We start from the raw sequence: 14,740 nt of genomic DNA on the forward strand, positions 1-14,740 counted from the left end.
GGGAGGGGGCTTGCCCCCGATGAGGCCCTACCAGCCACCATAGATTCCCAAGCCATGACCACCCCCTGCTACCACTGCGCCCTCCCCGTCCCCTCCGGTAGCCGTTTCACCACGGTCATCCTCGGTGAGCGCCGCGAACTCTGCTGTCCCGGCTGCCAGGCCGTGGCCGAAGCCATCGTGGCCGGTGGCCTGGAAAGTTATTACCAACACCGCAGCGAAGCCTCGGCCAACCCCGAGGCGTTGCCGGTACAACTGGTGGATGAGCTGGCGCTGTATGACCGCGCCGACGTGCAGAAACCTTTTGTGCGCCACGAAGGCGAACTCGCCGAAGTCACCCTATTGATGGAAGGCATCAGTTGCGCCGCCTGCGGCTGGCTGATCGAGAAACACCTGCGCAGCCTGCCCGCCGTGGCCGAGGCGCGGTTGAACCTGTCCAACCACCGCCTGCACGTGCGTTGGGCCGATGGGCAACTGCCGCTGAGCCAACTGCTCGGTGAACTGCGCCATATCGGCTACGCCGCTCACCCCTATCAGGCGGATCGCGCCGCCGAGCAACTGGCCGGCGAAAACCGCCTGGCCCTGCGCCAACTGGGCGTGGCCGGGCTGCTGTGGTTCCAGGCGATGATGGCAACCATGGCCACCTGGCCGGAATTCAACATCGACCTGAGCCCCGAGCTGCATGTGATCCTGCGCTGGGTGGCGATGTTTCTTACAACACCCATCGTGTTCTACAGCTGTGCACCGTTTTTCAAGGGCGCCTTGCGCGACTTGCGCACGCGCCACCTGACCATGGATGTCTCAGTATCCCTGGCCATCGGCGGGGCTTACCTGGCGGGCATCTGGACCGCGATCACCGGCACGGGCGAGTTGTACTTCGATGCGGTGGGCATGTTTGCGTTGTTCCTGCTGGCCGGTCGCTACCTGGAGCGCCGCGCCAGGGAGCGCACGGCCGCCGCGACGGCGCAACTGGTGAACCTGCTGCCCGCCTCGTGCCTGCGACTCAAGCCCGACGGCCAGAGCGAGCGCATCCTGCTCCCCGAACTGACCCTGGGCGACCGCGTGCTAGTGCACCCCGGTGCCGTGCTGCCGGCGGATGGCGTGATTCTCGATGGACAATCGAGCATTGATGAATCCCTGCTCACCGGTGAGTACCTGCCGCAACCGCGCCAGACCGGCGACGCGGTCACGGCGGGTACGCTGAATGTCGAGGGGGCATTGACCGTCGAAGTACGTGCCCTGGGCCATGACACGCGGCTGTCCGCCATCGTGCGTTTGCTTGAGCGCGCCCAGGCCGATAAACCACGCCTGGCGCAAATCGCCGACCGGGCCGCGCAGTGGTTCCTGTTGTGCTCGCTGATCGCCGCCGCGCTGATCGGCCTGCTGTGGTGGGAGCTGGACGCGTCGCGGGCGTTCTGGATTGTGCTGGCAATGCTGGTGGCAACTTGCCCCTGTGCGCTGTCTCTGGCCACTCCCACCGCCCTCACCGCCGCCACCGGTACTTTGCACAAACTCGGGTTACTGCTAACTCGCGGCCATGTGCTGGAAGGGCTGAACCAGATCGACACGGTGATCTTCGACAAGACCGGCACTCTCACCGAAGGGCGCCTGGCATTGAGAGCCATCCGGCCCTTGGGGTCGTTGAGCACCGACCTGTGCCTGAGCCTCGCCGCCGCCCTGGAAAACCGCTCCGAACACCCGATTGCCCGCGCCTTCGGGCGTGCGCCATTGGCCGCCGATGAGGTCATCAGTTCGCCAGGGCTGGGCCTAGAAGGTCGTGTCGGTGAGCGCGTATTGCGCATTGGCCAGCCGGGCTTTGTCTGCGAACTCAGTGGTTGCCCGATTCCTGCAGCGCCGGAGGTTTGCGGCCAATGGCTGTTGCTCGGCGACCGCGACGGCGCCCTGGCCTGGTTCGTGCTCGACGACCGCCTGCGCAGTGATGCCCCTGCCCTGCTGGCCGCGTGCAAGGCGCGTGGTTGGCGCACGCTGTTGCTGTCCGGGGACAGTTCGCCGATGGTCGCCAGCGTCGCCGCCGAGCTGGGTATCGACGAGGCCCACGGCGGCCTGCGCCCGGATGACAAGCTGCAAGTCCTTCAGCAACTGCACAAGGAAGGTCGCAAGGTGCTGATGCTTGGCGATGGCGTCAACGATGTGCCGGTACTCGCCGCCGCGGACATCAGCGTGGCGATGGGCACGGCCACCGACCTGGCCAAGACCAGCGCCGATGCGGTGTTGCTGTCCAACCGCCTGGACGCCTTGGTGCAAGCCTTTACTCTGGCGCGGCGCACCCGCCGGGTAATCATTGAAAACCTGCTGTGGGCCGGGCTGTACAATGGCCTTATGCTGCCGTTTGCCGCCCTGGGCTGGATCACTCCCATCTGGGCGGCGATCGGCATGTCCCTCAGTTCGTTGACCGTGGTGCTCAATGCCCTGCGCCTGACTCGCCTGCCGAGCGCGCCGGCCGCCCGAGCCCCCTCAGTAACCCGCCCGCTGCCGGTGTGAGCCGCGCGGGCATGGAGTGCAGATGCCAGCTTTATACGTAATGATCCCGGCGGCGCTGCTCTTGGTGGGCGTGGCCATCTACATCTTCTTCTGGGCCGTGGACAGCGGCCAGTACGACGACCTCGACGGCCCGGCCCATAGCGTGCTGTTCGACGATCAGGACCCGAACCACCTGGCTGGCGTCGAAGAGGCCAACCACCCCGAACAACCACCAAAAGACCCGCCCCATGCTTGAGCTGGCGCCGCTGCTGGTCTCTGCGCTGATCCTCGGCCTGCTCGGTGGCGGCCATTGCCTGGGCATGTGCGGCGGGCTGATGGGCGCGCTGACCCTGGCGATCCCCAAAGAGCAACGCGGCCGCAGGTTTCAACTGCTGCTGGCCTACAACCTGGGGCGCATCCTCAGCTATGCCGCGGCCGGCGTGTTGATCGGCCTTGCCGGCTGGGCGGTGGCGAACAGCCCGGCGGCGATGTTCATGCGCGTGCTCGCCGGCCTATTGTTGATCAGCATGGGCCTGTACCTGGCGGGCTGGTGGAGCGGCCTCACCCGTATAGAAAGCCTCGGACGCGGCCTGTGGCGCTATATACAGCCGGTCGCCAACCGTTTGCTGCCCGTGTCCAGCGTACCGCGTGCATTGCTGCTGGGCGCGCTGTGGGGCTGGTTGCCGTGCGGATTGGTCTACAGCACGTTGCTGTGGGCGGCGAGCCAGGGCAATGCCTGGGACAGTGGGTTGTTGATGCTGGCGTTCGGGCTGGGGACTTGGCCGGTGCTGTTGGCTACAGGTCTGGCGGCTGAGCGGGTAACGGCGCTGTTGCGCAAGCGCAGCGTGAGGATGGCCGGCGGCTTGCTGGTGATCCTGTTTGGAATATGGACGTTACCCGGTCCGCACCAGCACTGGTTGATGGGCCATTAGATCGCCATGTGGCATAGCGCCGCTCCCTGTTGATGCAAATCAAGGTGGTCGCCCCGGCCAGCCCCTAGACTCGGCCCACTAGCCTATCCGGGGGAACGCCCGCATGCTCGACGCCATTCGTTGGGATACCGATCTGATTCACCGCTACGACCTGGCGGGACCGCGCTACACGTCCTACCCCACCGCCGTACAATTCGACAGCCAGGTCGGCACCTTCGACCTGCTCCACGCCCTGCGCGACAGCCGCAAGGCGGTGCGGCCGCTGTCGCTGTATGTGCATGTGCCGTTCTGCGCGAACATCTGCTACTACTGCGCCTGCAACAAGGTCATCACCAAGGACCGTGGCCGCGCCCAGGCCTACCTGCAACGCCTGGAGCAAGAGATTCAACTGGTGGCGTGCCACCTTGACCCCAAGCAACCGGTGGAACAGCTGCACTTCGGCGGCGGCACCCCGACCTTTCTCAGCCACGACGAATTGCGCCAGGTGATGAGCTGCCTGCGCCAGCACTTCAATTTGCTGGATGACGATTCCGGCGACTACGGCATCGAGATCGACCCACGCGAAGCGGATTGGGCCACCATGGGCCTGCTGCGCGAGCTGGGTTTCAACCGCGTGAGTATCGGCCTGCAAGACCTCGACCCCGAGGTGCAACGGGCAGTCAACCGCCTGCAAAGCCTGGAAGAAACCCGCGCGGTGATCGATGCGGCACGCACCCTGCAATTTCGTTCGATCAATGTCGACCTGATCTACGGCCTGCCCAAGCAAACGCCGATCAACTTCGCACGCACCGTGGAAGAGGTAATCAGGCTACAGCCCGACCGCTTGTCGGTGTTCAACTACGCCCATCTGCCGGAACGCTTCATGCCCCAGCGGCGCATCAACACCGATGAACTGCCGTCCCCGGCCTCAAAGCTGCTGATGCTGCAAACCACCATCGAGCAACTGACCCAGGCCGGCTACCGCTACATCGGCATGGACCACTTCGCCCTGCCCGACGACGAACTGGCCATCGCCCAGGAAGAAGGCACCCTGCAGCGCAATTTCCAGGGCTATACCACCCACGGTCATTGCGACTTGATCGGGCTTGGTGTGTCGGCGATCAGTCAGATTGGCGACCTGTACTGCCAGAACAGCAGCGACCTCAACGGCTATCAGAACACGCTGGCGGGCGCGCAACTGGCCACCAGTCGCGGCCTGGTGTGTACCACCGATGATCGGTTGCGGCGGGAAGTGATCCAGCAGTTGATCTGCAATTTCAGCCTGGACTTCGAGAAGATCGAGCAGGCGTTCACCATTGATTTTCGCGGATATTTTGCCGAGATCTGGCCGCAACTGGAGGCCATGGCCGAGGATGGCCTGATCAAACTCGACGCCCAAGGCATTCGCGTTTTGCCAGCCGGGCGCCTGCTGGTGCGTTCGGTGTGCATGGTGTTCGATGCCTACCTGGAGCACCAGAACAGGCAGCGGTTTTCGCGGGTGATCTGAAACACCCTACGCCATAGCGAGGGAGCCGGCCTTCAACGCGTCTTCCCCGCTGAGGCCTTTCATGGCCTTGGCCAGGGAGGTTTGTGCAGTCACCAGGCTCGCCTGCAACTGGGCGAGTGCCCCTTGCAGATTGCTGACCTTGATCCGCGCCTCGTCGGGGCTGAGGCTCTTGTCCGCCATCACGGCTTGCAGTTCGGCCTGTTTCTCGGCGATCTGCTCCTTGATCTTGCGAATCATCTTGAGGACCTGCTGGACACTGTCCGGCAGACCGCTGTCTTCGATGTCCTTATTGGGTTTCTTGGCCTCCGTCAGGGCTTTCAAGGCAGCACCGGAAAAGGTCACCTTCACCCCCTCCTCGTCCTTTTTCTCCCGCAACGGCGCTTCAGTAGCGTCCTTGAGCTCTTTGGCAGCCTTGGCGAGCTTGGCCTCTGCCACCAGGTCTTTCGGCTCCGCAAAGGACTGCACCTGAGCGCCTGCCGAGTTCATTGCACCGATGGAAATCATGAATCGAGCCTCCAGGCTCAAGGGTTCGTGACTTTGTATCGGCGGCGACACAAAATTCTTTATACCGTTGCTGGTTTTTTGTACACGCTGGCCTCACCGGCCCCCAGTGCGTTACCCTTACGTCTTATGTGTGTTTTCCCACAAGGATTTAAGAAATGTCCGAGCCAGTCAAACTGCGCGCTCACAGCCAGGCTCATTGCAAGGATTGCAGCCTGGCCCCCCTCTGCTTGCCACTTTCGTTGAATCTGGAAGACATGGATGCGCTGGACGAGATCGTTAAACGTGGTCGCCCGCTGAAAAAAGGCGAGTTCCTGTTCCGCCAGGGCGACAAGTTCGATTCCGTTTATGCAGTACGTTCGGGTGCATTGAAGACGTTCAGCCTGAGCGACAGCGGCGAAGAGCAGATCACCGGTTTCCACCTGCCCAGCGAACTGGTGGGCTTGTCGGGCATGGACACCGAAATTCACCCGGTGTCGGCCCAGGCACTGGAGACTACATCCGTGTGCGAAATCCCCTTCGAACGCCTGGACGAACTGGCCCTGCAATTGCCGCAACTGCGCCGCCAGTTGATGCGCGTGATGAGTCGCGAAATTCGTGACGACCAGCAAATGATGCTGCTGTTGTCGAAGAAAACCGCCGACGAACGCATCGCGACTTTCCTGGTCAACCTGTCGGCGCGGTTCCGTGCCCGGGGGTTCTCGGCCAACCAGTTCCGCCTGAGCATGTCGCGCAACGAAATCGGCAACTACCTGGGCCTGGCGGTGGAAACCGTGTCCCGCGTATTTACCCGTTTCCAGCAGAACGAGCTGATCGCCGCCGAAGGCAAGGAAGTGCATATCCTCGACCCGATCCAGTTGTGCGCGCTGGCCGGTGGTTCCCTGGAAGGTTGACGCAGACACTTGCGGCCGCGCCAACCGGCGAGGCCGCAGGTATACTTCGAGTCCGTTTCCAGCCCCAGGACTCTTCGACGATGACCTTCGATTCGTTCGACATCAAATCCCTGATCCGTCCCGTCATCGACTTCCCCAAGCCGGGGGTGATCTTTCGTGACATCACGCCGCTGTTCCAATCGCCCCGCGCCCTGCGCCTGGTGGCCGACACCTTTGCCCAGCGCTACGTCGAGACCGATTTCACCCATATCGGCGCCATGGATGCGCGGGGTTTCCTGATCGGTTCGATCATCGCCTACCAACTGAACAAACCGCTGATCCTGTTCCGCAAGCAGGGCAAGCTGCCCGCTGACGTGCTGGCCGAGGGTTACCAGACCGAGTACGGCGAGGCCTTCCTGGAAGTGCACGCCGACAGCCTGTGCGAAGGCGACTCGGTGTTGATGTTCGATGACCTGATCGCCACTGGCGGCACCCTGATCGCGGCGGCGAACCTGGTACGCCGCATGGGCGCGAAGATCTTCGAAGCGGCGGCGATCATTGATTTGCCGGAGCTGGGTGGGTCGCAACGTTTGGAAGATATGGGAATTCCAACGTTCTGCCTGACGCAGTTTGCGCTGACTGAACAATAACGGTTGCCTGGGCTGATGCCATCGGGGGCAACCCCCCTCCCACACTTGACCGGTTCACAGATCAAAATGTGGGAGGGGGCTTGCCCCCGATGAGGCGCTGAAAGGCACTAAAGATCAGAAGCCCATCTGCTTACTGATGATTTCATTCATCACCTCGCGGGTGCCACCACCGATGGAGAGGATGCGGTTGTCGCGATACAGCCGCTCCACCAGGCTGCCACGCATGTAACCCTGGCCCCCGAGGATCTGCACCGCGTCATAGGTGACACGGTCTGCGGTGTCGGTGGCAAGGTTCTTGGCCATGGATATCTCTTTGATCACGCTGATACCGGCGGCCATCTTTGCGGCCTGCCGATAAGTGAATTCCCGAGAGACCTCCACGGCGGTGGCCATTTCCGCCAGGCGATGCTTGATCACCTGGAATTTGCCAATGGGTTTGCCGAAGGCTTCGCGCTCGGTGGCCCATTTGAGGCTTTCCTCCAGGGCCAGTTGCGCGGTCATGTTGGCCATGAGCGCCAGGGCCAGCCGCTCGCTCTGGAAGTTGCCCATGATGCAGGCAAAGCCCATGTTTTCAGCGCCGATCAGGTTGCCTACGGGCACCCGGCAATCGTCGAAGAACAATTCAGCCGTGTCCGACGCCCACCAGCCCATTTTCTTCAGGGGCGGCCCAACGGTAAAACCGGGAGTGTCTTTTTCGATCAACAGCAGGCTGATCCCGGCAAAGCCCGGCCCGCCGGTACGGACGGCGACGGTGTAGAAATCGGCGCGGATGCCGCTGGTAATGAAGGTCTTGCTGCCGCTGACGCGATAATGGTCACCGTCGCGAATGGCGCGGGTCTGCAGGCTGGCCACATCGGAACCACCGCCCGGTTCTGTGACTGCCAGGGCGATGATCTTCTCGCCCGACAGCACCTGTGGCGCGACGCGCTCACGCACGTCCGGCCGCGCCCATTTGACGACGGGCGGCAAGCCGATATCCAGCGAGCCCAGCCCCGCCACGACGCCGCCAGAACCGCAGCGCATCAACTCTTCGCTGGCGGCCACCTTGGCGAACAGATCGCCTTCATGGCTACCACCGAGGACTTCGGGATAACCGATACCCAGGATCCCCGCCGCTCCCGCCTTGAGGTACAACTCCCGGGGAAAGCTTTCCGTCTCTTCCCATTGCTCGATACCCGGCAGCATCTCGCGCTCGACAAAGCGACGCACGCTGTCGCGGACCAATTGGTGGCTGGGGTCGAAGTAGTCCTGATAGGCAGACATCGGCAAGCTCCACGGTGAGGTGGAGCGAAATTACCAAGCGCTTGCTTGGTTATCAAGCCGTGCCGTCAGAGGGCGATCGGTTTGCGGCCGGCAAACGAATGCGCCAGCGTGCCACCATCGACCAATTCCAACTCGCCACCCAGCGGCACGCCATGGGCAATGCGCGAGGTGATCAGGCCTTTGTTGGTCAGCAGTTGGGCAATGTAATGCGCGGTTGCCTCACCTTCCACCGTCGGGTTGGTGGCCAGGATCACTTCGGTGAAAGTGCCCTGCTCTTCGATGCGCGCCACCAGTTGCGGAATGCCGATGGCTTCCGGGCCCAGGCCGTCAAGGGGCGACAGATGGCCCTTGAGCACGAAGTAGCGCCCGCGATAACCGGTCTGCTCCACCGCGTATACATCCATAGGCCCTTCCACCACGCACAGCAGCGTGTCGTCGCGACGCGGGTCGGCGCATTGCGGGCAGAGTTCTTCTTCAGTGAGGGTGCGGCACTGGCGACAGTGGCCCACGCCGGTCATGGCCTGGCTCAAGGCCTGGGCCAACCGGGTGCCGCCGCTGCGATCACGCTCCAGCAGTTGCAGCGCCATACGCTGGGCGGTTTTCTGGCCGACACCCGGCAATGTGCGCAGGGCGTCGATCAGTTGGCGAATCAGGGGGCTGAAGCTCATGGGCGAAGGGTCCGACAAAACAACGAGACGCGGTTTATACCCGCGCCCCGGATTAGCGTCAAATGCGCACCACCAACTTGCCAAAGTTGCGGCCCTCGAGCAAACCGATAAAGGCCTCGGGAGCCTGCTCCAGACCGTCGACCACGTCCTCGCGGAACTTGATCTTGCCGTCGCGCACCCACGGCGCCATGGCGCTGAGGAATTCAGGCTGGCGGTCACCATAGTCATCGAACACGATAAAGCCCTGGATGCGCACGCGCTTGGTCAACAAGGTACGTTGCAGTGCCGGCAAACGATCAGGCCCGCTGGGCGCTTCATGGGCATTGTAGCCGGCGATCAGCCCACACAACGGGATGCGCGCCTTGGGGTTCAACAGCGGCACCACCGCGTCGAACACCTTGCCGCCGACGTTTTCAAAATAGATGTCGACGCCGTTGAAGCACGCCTGGGCCAGGTCATCGGCAAAGGTCGCGCTCTTGTGGTCGACGCAGGCATCAAAGCCCAGTTCGTCCACTACATAGCGGCACTTTTCTGTGCCCCCTGCGATCCCGACCACACGCAAGCCCTTGAGCTTGGCCACCTGCCCCACCACCGAGCCCACTGCGCCGGATGCGGCCGCCACCACCAGGGTTTCCCCGGCCTTGGGTTGACCGATGTCCATCAGGCCCATGTAGGCGGTCATACCCGGCATGCCCAGCACGCCCAGTGCCATCGACGGGCTGGGCAAGCCCTTGGGCACCGGCATCAGGTTGCGACCATCGGAAATACTGTGGCTCTGCCAACCGGTCGCGCCCACCACCAGGTCGCCCACTTCGAATTTCGGATTGCGCGACTGCTCGATACGGCTGACAGCACCACCGGTCATCACTTCGTCGATTTCCACCGGCGCCGCATAGGACGGAGCGTCGCTCATGCGCCCACGCATGTAGGGGTCGAGGGACAGGTACAGGGTTTTCAGCAGGACCTGGCCGTCTGCCAGTTCCGGCAGGTTCACCCGCTCCAGGCGGAAATTTTCCGGGGTGGGTGCGCCCTGGGGGCGTGAGACCAGGACGATGCGCTGGTTCAGGGTCGGTTCTTGAGGCATGAAGGGGCTCCTTTATCGATTCCATCGGTATAGGGTGCAGACCATGCGTGGCGTGCCAGGGTTCATATTGGACGCGAAGCGTCGGGGGGCGGCATTCCCACGCAGAGCGTGGGAACGATCAGCCCGCTCGCCACAACACGAACAAAAATGCCAGGCACAAGGCCTGGCATTGGAGTCTAGCTAAAGCTCGTCGATCAGAACGGCAGCTTCATGCCCGGAGGCAGTTGCATGCCCGCGGTGACGCCGCCCATTTTTTCCTGGCTGTTGGCTTCGATCTTGCGCACGGCGTCGTTGACGGCCGCGGCGAACAGCGCCTCAAGCATTTCCAGGTCATCTTCGCCCACGCCTGGCAGGACGCTCGGGTCGATGCTCACGCGTTTGATGTCGTGACGACCGGTCATCACCACGCTGACCATATCGCCACCGGCTTTACCGGTGACTTCGGCGTTGGCCAGTTCTTCCTGCATCTTGGCCATTTTTTCCTGCATCTGCTGCGCCTGCTTCATCAGGCCGGCCATGCCACCTTTCATCATGGGAATCACCTCAAAAGTACGTGGATCAATAAGTAGCCCGGTTTTATGACGCCTGGGGCACCGGGGCTTCGACAGGTTCAATAGTATCGTGACGGACGACCGCACCGAACTGTTGCATCATTTGCTGGATGAGCGGATCGGCATGGATCGAATCCTCGGCCTCACGCTGGCGGTTGATGCGCCGGCGGGTCGCGGCCTGGGCCGGGGTTTCCTGCTCGGGCTTGATCAGCTCGATGGCGATGGTCAACGTACGCTCATGGTACTGGTTCAGCGCATCGTTGAGACGACGCTGTTGGGTCGCGTTGAACAGGGCGCTGTGGGCCGGGTCCAGGTGCAACAACCAGTGGTCGCCTTCAATGGAAATCAGCGTGCAGTTGGCGGCGATGCTGCCGGTCATGCCGGAGATCGGCAGTTTCGGGAACAACTCCAGCCATTGCAGGGCCAGGCCGGTGGCCGGCGCCGCAGCGGGCTCCGCTTCCGGCTCGGGGGCCGGTTCGGCGGTGTGCTCGCTGGCCAGATCGTCCAGGTAGCTGTAGGCCGAATCCATGTCCGGCTCGATGTAGTCTTCGTCCAGCGGTGGCTCGTCGTCGAGGTCGATGCCCGGCGTGGCGGCTTCAACCTGCGCCACGGTGGGCTCGGGGACGGGTGCAGAGACCCATTCGGGAGCATCCGGCACCACGCTGTCGGGAGTCGGCGTGGGCATCGGCGTCAGCTCGGGTTGCTCGCCGGTGGTTTCCAGCACGGGCTCCACGGCGGGCACTTGCTCGGCCTCGACTTCAGCTTCGACCGGATCATTCCAGGGCAGGTCGACGACGGGCTCAGGCTCGACAACAGGTTCCGGCTCGACCACTGGCGCAGCCGCCACAGGTTCAGGCACCGGCGCAAGAGCAGGCGCAGCAACCACTGGCGCAGCAACTGCCGCGCCAGCCACTGGTTTGGCGGAATCAACTGTGGCCTGGCTGATCCCCACTGGCTTTAGCGGCTGTCTCGGCGCGTCTGCCGAATCGGCGGGCCGGAAGGCCAGCATTCGCAGCAACACCATTTCAAAACCGCCGCGAGGGTCGGGCGCCAGGGGCAGGTCGCGGCGACCGATCAGGCCCATCTGGTAGTAGAACTGCACATCTTCGGCCGGCAGCGCCTGGGCCAGGGCCAGCACGCGGTCGCGGTCGCCATGGCCGTTGTCGACGCCTTCAGGCAGCGCCTGGGCGATGGCAACACGGTGCAGCACGTTGAGAATTTCCGAGAGCACGCCGTTCCAGTCCGGGCCTTGCTCCGACAGATGGCGCACAGCTTCGAGCAGCGCCTTGGCGTCGCCTTCGATCAGCGCGTGCAGCACGTCGAAGACCTGGCCGTGGTCGAGGGTGCCGAGCATGGCGCGCACGTCGGCGGCCATGACCTTGCCTTCACCAAAGGCGATGGCCTGGTCGGTGAGGCTCATGGCATCGCGCATCGAACCATCGGCGGCGCGGCCAAGCAGCCACAGCGCGTCGTCTTCGAACGGTACGTTTTCGACGCCCAGCACATGGGTCAAATGCTCGACCACCCGCTCGGGGGTCATGTTTTTCAGGGAGAACTGCAGGCACCGCGACAGAATCGTTGCAGGAAGTTTCTGCGGGTCGGTGGTGGCCAGGATGAATTTGACGTAGGGCGGCGGCTCTTCCAGGGTTTTCAACAGGGCGTTGAAGGAATGGCTGGACAGCATGTGCACTTCGTCGATCAGGTAGACCTTGAAGCGGCCACGGCTGGGCGCGTACTGCACGTTGTCGAGCAGCTCGCGGGTGTCTTCGACCTTGGTGCGGCTCGCGGCGTCGATCTCGATCAGGTCGACGAAACGCCCTTCGTCGATTTCCTTGCACACCGAGCAGGTGCCGCAGGGCGTCGAAGTGATACCGGTTTCACAGTTCAGGCATTTGGCGATGATGCGCGCAATGGTGGTCTTGCCCACCCCGCGGGTACCGGTGAACAGGTAGGCGTGGTGCAGCCGTTGGCTGTCCAAGGCATTGATCAGAGCCTTGAGCACATGGGTCTGGCCGACCATTTCGCGGAACGAGCGCGGACGCCATTTACGTGCAAGAACCTGATAACTCATCGAAAACCGTCGCAACTGGGAAGCGGAAGCCGGTAATGCTAGCGGAGCAAGGGGGAAATTGCATCCGGCACGCTCGCCTAATCTGACTAAGCTTGCCGGGTTGGCCCCAAAAAGGCCTGAACCCGGAGTGTGTATGCGCGTAGTCCTGGGCGCTTTATGGATGATCACCACGGCTTGCCTGGCAGCGCCCGCACCGTTGCGTTTCTCGGTTTCCGACAGCTGGGCGATGCCCCTGGTGCAATTGGAGGGCGGCCGGCCCACCCAGGGCATTTTGTATGACCTGATGTTGAGCCTGGCTACCCAGGTCGGCAGGCCGGCCGAATTCCATGTGTTGGCACGGGCGCGTATCTCCAGCGCCATGGAGCATGGCGATATTGATGTGCGCTGTTATGTCACCCAGGCCTGGGTCGACGACGCGTCCGGCGATTACGTCTGGAGCGTGCCGCTGATGGTGCAGCGCAACCTGTTGGTCAGCACCCACATCCCCCCGAAGCCGGTAGAGCTGGACACACTCGCGCCGCAGGCGATCGGCACCGTGCTCAATTACCGGTATACGACCCTCGACCCGCTGTTCGCCAAAGACCAACTCAGCCGCGACGATGCGCGTAGCGAAGAGCAGGTGCTGCACAAACTGGTGGCCGGGCGCTTCAAGTTTGCGGTGAGCAACGAATGGATACTCGACCGTTTCAACCAACGCCTGCCGGTCGGCAAACGGCTGCACAAGGTTGTGGTGATTGATGAGCAGCGCCTGGGCTGTATCGTGCGCAACGCCCCGAATGTGCCGGTGCAGCAGATCCTGCGCACCTTGCTGCGCATGCAGCAGTCGGGCGAGATCGAGCAGATCATCCGGCTCTACACCGGTGAGACTCCTGACAGAAACTGACAGTGCCGCCTTATAGACTTGGCGCCATCGAACACGCATTCCCAAGGAGCCTGCATGAACACCCTCGCCCATTACTTCCTGCTGTACGTCGACAGCCCGGCCACCAGCGCCAACTTCTATAGCCGCCTGCTGGACAAGCCGCCCGTGGAACTCAACCCGACCTTCGCCCTGTTCATTCTCGACAATGGCGTAAAGCTGGGGCTGTGGTCGCGCCATACCGTGGAACCGGCGGCCCGGCTCACCGGGGGTGGCGGCGAAGTGGGCTTGTCCCTGGCTGACCAAGCCGCTGTGGACGCGCTGCATGATCAATGGGTAGCGCGCGGCGCAACCATCATCCAGTCACCGACCACCCTGGACTTCGGCTACACCTTCGTCGCCCAGGACCTCGACGGCCACCGGCTGCGCGCGTTTTGCCTGAGCGACTGACCGCCAGCGCCCCTCCAGGCTGATGGCGGCTACACTGGCCAACACGATCACACCGCCCAGCACCACTTGCAGGGCGATGTGCTCACCGAGCAGCGTTGCCGCCATCGTCATCGCCACCGGCGGGATCAGGTACATCGCCACCGATGCGCGGCTGACCTCGACATGTTTCAACACATAGCCCCAGGCCAGGTACGCCAGGGCGCTGGGGAAAATCCCGAGCACCAGCACCGCGAGGTTCTCCGGCAACGGCGCCTGCACCACGGCAGCCGACAGGCCCGGCAGGTTCACACAGAGCATCAAGGTGCCGGCCCAGACCATGTAGCAGGCCATCGTCAGCGGGCTATAGCGATGGGCGTAATGTTTCTGGATGGCGAAGTACAGGCTCCATGACACCGCCGCCAGCAGGATCAGCAAGCCGCGCGGGTCGATATCACCCACGCCGTGATCGCCCCAGATCACCACCAGCACGCCGAGCAAACCCAGCAGCACGCAGCTCCAGCGCCAGAGGCTGACCCGTTCCTTCAAGCAGAAGAACGCGATCAACACGCTGAACAGCGGCGCCGATTGCGCCAGTACACTGGACGCCGCCGCCGTCACGAACTGCTGGCCGTAATTCAGGCTGGTGTGGTGCAGGAACACCCCGAAAAAACTCAAGACCAACAGCCACGGCAGATCCCGCAGACGTGGCCGACCGATGCCCAGCATCAGCGCCACACCGGCCATGAACAGCGAGGCGATCAGAAACCGCAGCAGCGCAAGCTGGCCAGGGCTGTAGCTGTGCAGGCCGATGTGCACGCCAATCGGCGAATAGGCCCAACAGAGGATGACGCTGGCGATGACTAGCGTAAGCTTCAGGGGTGACGGGGTGTTCATCG

Annotated in this window: 15 protein-coding genes; 8 read left to right on the top strand and 7 right to left on the bottom strand. The window is 63.0% G+C overall.

The features are described from left to right. Positions 1-54 precede the first annotated feature (54 nt). The 4 genes from M2497_RS23655 to hemN all read left to right on the top strand — a co-directional run bounded on the left by M2497_RS23655 (position 55) and on the right by hemN (position 4,896). Positions 55-2,499, top strand: a complete 2,445-nt coding sequence (locus tag M2497_RS23655; RefSeq protein WP_248483597.1) for a heavy metal translocating P-type ATPase — start codon at positions 55-57, stop codon at positions 2,497-2,499. A 22-nt stretch (positions 2,500-2,521) separates the two neighbouring features. Continuing rightward, complete coding sequence (gene ccoS, locus M2497_RS23660) at positions 2,522-2,734, top strand: cbb3-type cytochrome oxidase assembly protein CcoS (RefSeq protein WP_010208549.1); 213 nt, start codon at positions 2,522-2,524, stop codon at positions 2,732-2,734. Beyond that, positions 2,727-3,410, top strand: a complete 684-nt coding sequence (locus M2497_RS23665; protein ID WP_071493843.1) for a sulfite exporter TauE/SafE family protein — start codon at positions 2,727-2,729, stop codon at positions 3,408-3,410. Before ccoS ends, M2497_RS23665 begins: the two co-directional genes overlap by 8 nt. Before the next feature lie 103 nt (positions 3,411-3,513). Then, a complete protein-coding gene (gene hemN, locus M2497_RS23670; RefSeq protein WP_248483599.1) occupies positions 3,514-4,896 on the top strand; it encodes an oxygen-independent coproporphyrinogen III oxidase in 1,383 nt (460 codons plus the stop codon). A gap of 6 nt (positions 4,897-4,902) precedes the next feature. Here the strand turns inward: hemN and M2497_RS23675 are convergent, their stop codons facing one another. Continuing rightward, positions 4,903-5,400 carry a hypothetical protein gene (locus tag M2497_RS23675; protein WP_248483601.1) on the bottom strand — a complete coding sequence of 166 codons (498 nt, stop codon included), beginning with the start codon at positions 5,398-5,400 and terminating at the stop codon, positions 4,903-4,905. A gap of 155 nt (positions 5,401-5,555) precedes the next feature. Between M2497_RS23675 and fnr the strand changes: the two genes are divergently transcribed. Then, positions 5,556-6,290 (top strand): fumarate/nitrate reduction transcriptional regulator Fnr, encoded by a 735-nt coding sequence (gene fnr, locus M2497_RS23680; RefSeq protein WP_058427340.1) that lies wholly within the window; start codon positions 5,556-5,558, stop codon positions 6,288-6,290. A gap of 80 nt (positions 6,291-6,370) precedes the next feature. Then, positions 6,371-6,919, top strand: coding sequence for an adenine phosphoribosyltransferase (locus M2497_RS23685; RefSeq protein WP_248483603.1), 549 nt, complete (start codon positions 6,371-6,373; stop codon positions 6,917-6,919). Between the two features lie 114 nt (positions 6,920-7,033). Here M2497_RS23685 and M2497_RS23690 read toward each other — a convergent pair whose 3' ends face one another. The 5 genes from M2497_RS23690 to dnaX all read right to left on the bottom strand — a co-directional run bounded on the left by M2497_RS23690 (position 7,034) and on the right by dnaX (position 12,556). Beyond that, positions 7,034-8,182 carry an acyl-CoA dehydrogenase family protein gene (locus M2497_RS23690; RefSeq protein ID WP_248483605.1) on the bottom strand — a complete coding sequence of 383 codons (1,149 nt, stop codon included), beginning with the start codon at positions 8,180-8,182 and terminating at the stop codon, positions 7,034-7,036. A 65-nt stretch (positions 8,183-8,247) separates the two neighbouring features. Next, entirely contained in the window at positions 8,248-8,850 is a 603-nt protein-coding gene (gene recR / locus M2497_RS23695) for a recombination mediator RecR (protein WP_015885312.1), read from the bottom strand. 58 nt (positions 8,851-8,908) lie between these two features. After that, a complete protein-coding gene (locus M2497_RS23700) occupies positions 8,909-9,934 on the bottom strand; it encodes an NADP-dependent oxidoreductase (protein ID WP_248483606.1) in 1,026 nt (341 codons plus the stop codon). A gap of 194 nt (positions 9,935-10,128) precedes the next feature. Next, positions 10,129-10,467 (bottom strand): YbaB/EbfC family nucleoid-associated protein, encoded by a 339-nt coding sequence (locus tag M2497_RS23705; RefSeq protein WP_003175481.1) that lies wholly within the window; start codon positions 10,465-10,467, stop codon positions 10,129-10,131. Between the two features lie 43 nt (positions 10,468-10,510). Next, positions 10,511-12,556, bottom strand: coding sequence for a DNA polymerase III subunit gamma/tau (dnaX, locus tag M2497_RS23710; protein ID WP_248483608.1), 2,046 nt, complete (start codon positions 12,554-12,556; stop codon positions 10,511-10,513). Between the two features lie 133 nt (positions 12,557-12,689). Between dnaX and M2497_RS23715 the strand changes: the two genes are divergently transcribed. After that, positions 12,690-13,439 carry a transporter substrate-binding domain-containing protein gene (locus M2497_RS23715; RefSeq protein WP_248483610.1) on the top strand — a complete coding sequence of 250 codons (750 nt, stop codon included), beginning with the start codon at positions 12,690-12,692 and terminating at the stop codon, positions 13,437-13,439. Between the two features lie 54 nt (positions 13,440-13,493). After that, positions 13,494-13,865 (top strand): VOC family protein, encoded by a 372-nt coding sequence (locus M2497_RS23720; RefSeq protein ID WP_248483613.1) that lies wholly within the window; start codon positions 13,494-13,496, stop codon positions 13,863-13,865. On the opposite strand, the gene M2497_RS23725 is transcribed toward M2497_RS23720, so the two are convergent. Beyond that, on the bottom strand, positions 13,779-14,738 hold the full coding sequence (locus M2497_RS23725) for a DMT family transporter (RefSeq protein ID WP_248483615.1): 960 nt from the start codon (positions 14,736-14,738) through the stop codon (positions 13,779-13,781). The two genes, M2497_RS23720 and M2497_RS23725, sit on opposite strands and share 87 nt — an antisense overlap. Between the last annotated feature and the right edge of the window lie 2 nt (positions 14,739-14,740).

It is taken from the genome of Pseudomonas sp. CYM-20-01 (assembly GCF_023169845.1).
GTDB classification, from domain to species: Bacteria; Pseudomonadota; Gammaproteobacteria; order Pseudomonadales; family Pseudomonadaceae; genus Aquipseudomonas; species Aquipseudomonas azotoformans.

Coding starts and splice junctions, on each gene's coding strand:
- M2497_RS23655 (WP_248483597.1), top strand. CDS start 55: ATGACCACCCCCTGCTACCACTGCGCCCTCCCCGTCCCCTCCGGTAGC.
- ccoS (WP_010208549.1), top strand. CDS start 2,522: ATGCCAGCTTTATACGTAATGATCCCGGCGGCGCTGCTCTTGGTGGGC.
- M2497_RS23665 (WP_071493843.1), top strand. CDS start 2,727: ATGCTTGAGCTGGCGCCGCTGCTGGTCTCTGCGCTGATCCTCGGCCTG.
- hemN (WP_248483599.1), top strand. CDS start 3,514: ATGCTCGACGCCATTCGTTGGGATACCGATCTGATTCACCGCTACGAC.
- M2497_RS23675 (WP_248483601.1), bottom strand. CDS start 5,400: ATGATTTCCATCGGTGCAATGAACTCGGCAGGCGCTCAGGTGCAGTCC.
- fnr (WP_058427340.1), top strand. CDS start 5,556: ATGTCCGAGCCAGTCAAACTGCGCGCTCACAGCCAGGCTCATTGCAAG.
- M2497_RS23685 (WP_248483603.1), top strand. CDS start 6,371: ATGACCTTCGATTCGTTCGACATCAAATCCCTGATCCGTCCCGTCATC.
- M2497_RS23690 (WP_248483605.1), bottom strand. CDS start 8,182: ATGTCTGCCTATCAGGACTACTTCGACCCCAGCCACCAATTGGTCCGC.
- recR (WP_015885312.1), bottom strand. CDS start 8,850: ATGAGCTTCAGCCCCCTGATTCGCCAACTGATCGACGCCCTGCGCACA.
- M2497_RS23700 (WP_248483606.1), bottom strand. CDS start 9,934: ATGCCTCAAGAACCGACCCTGAACCAGCGCATCGTCCTGGTCTCACGC.
- M2497_RS23705 (WP_003175481.1), bottom strand. CDS start 10,467: ATGATGAAAGGTGGCATGGCCGGCCTGATGAAGCAGGCGCAGCAGATG.
- dnaX (WP_248483608.1), bottom strand. CDS start 12,556: ATGAGTTATCAGGTTCTTGCACGTAAATGGCGTCCGCGCTCGTTCCGC.
- M2497_RS23715 (WP_248483610.1), top strand. CDS start 12,690: ATGCGCGTAGTCCTGGGCGCTTTATGGATGATCACCACGGCTTGCCTG.
- M2497_RS23720 (WP_248483613.1), top strand. CDS start 13,494: ATGAACACCCTCGCCCATTACTTCCTGCTGTACGTCGACAGCCCGGCC.
- M2497_RS23725 (WP_248483615.1), bottom strand. CDS start 14,738: ATGAACACCCCGTCACCCCTGAAGCTTACGCTAGTCATCGCCAGCGTC.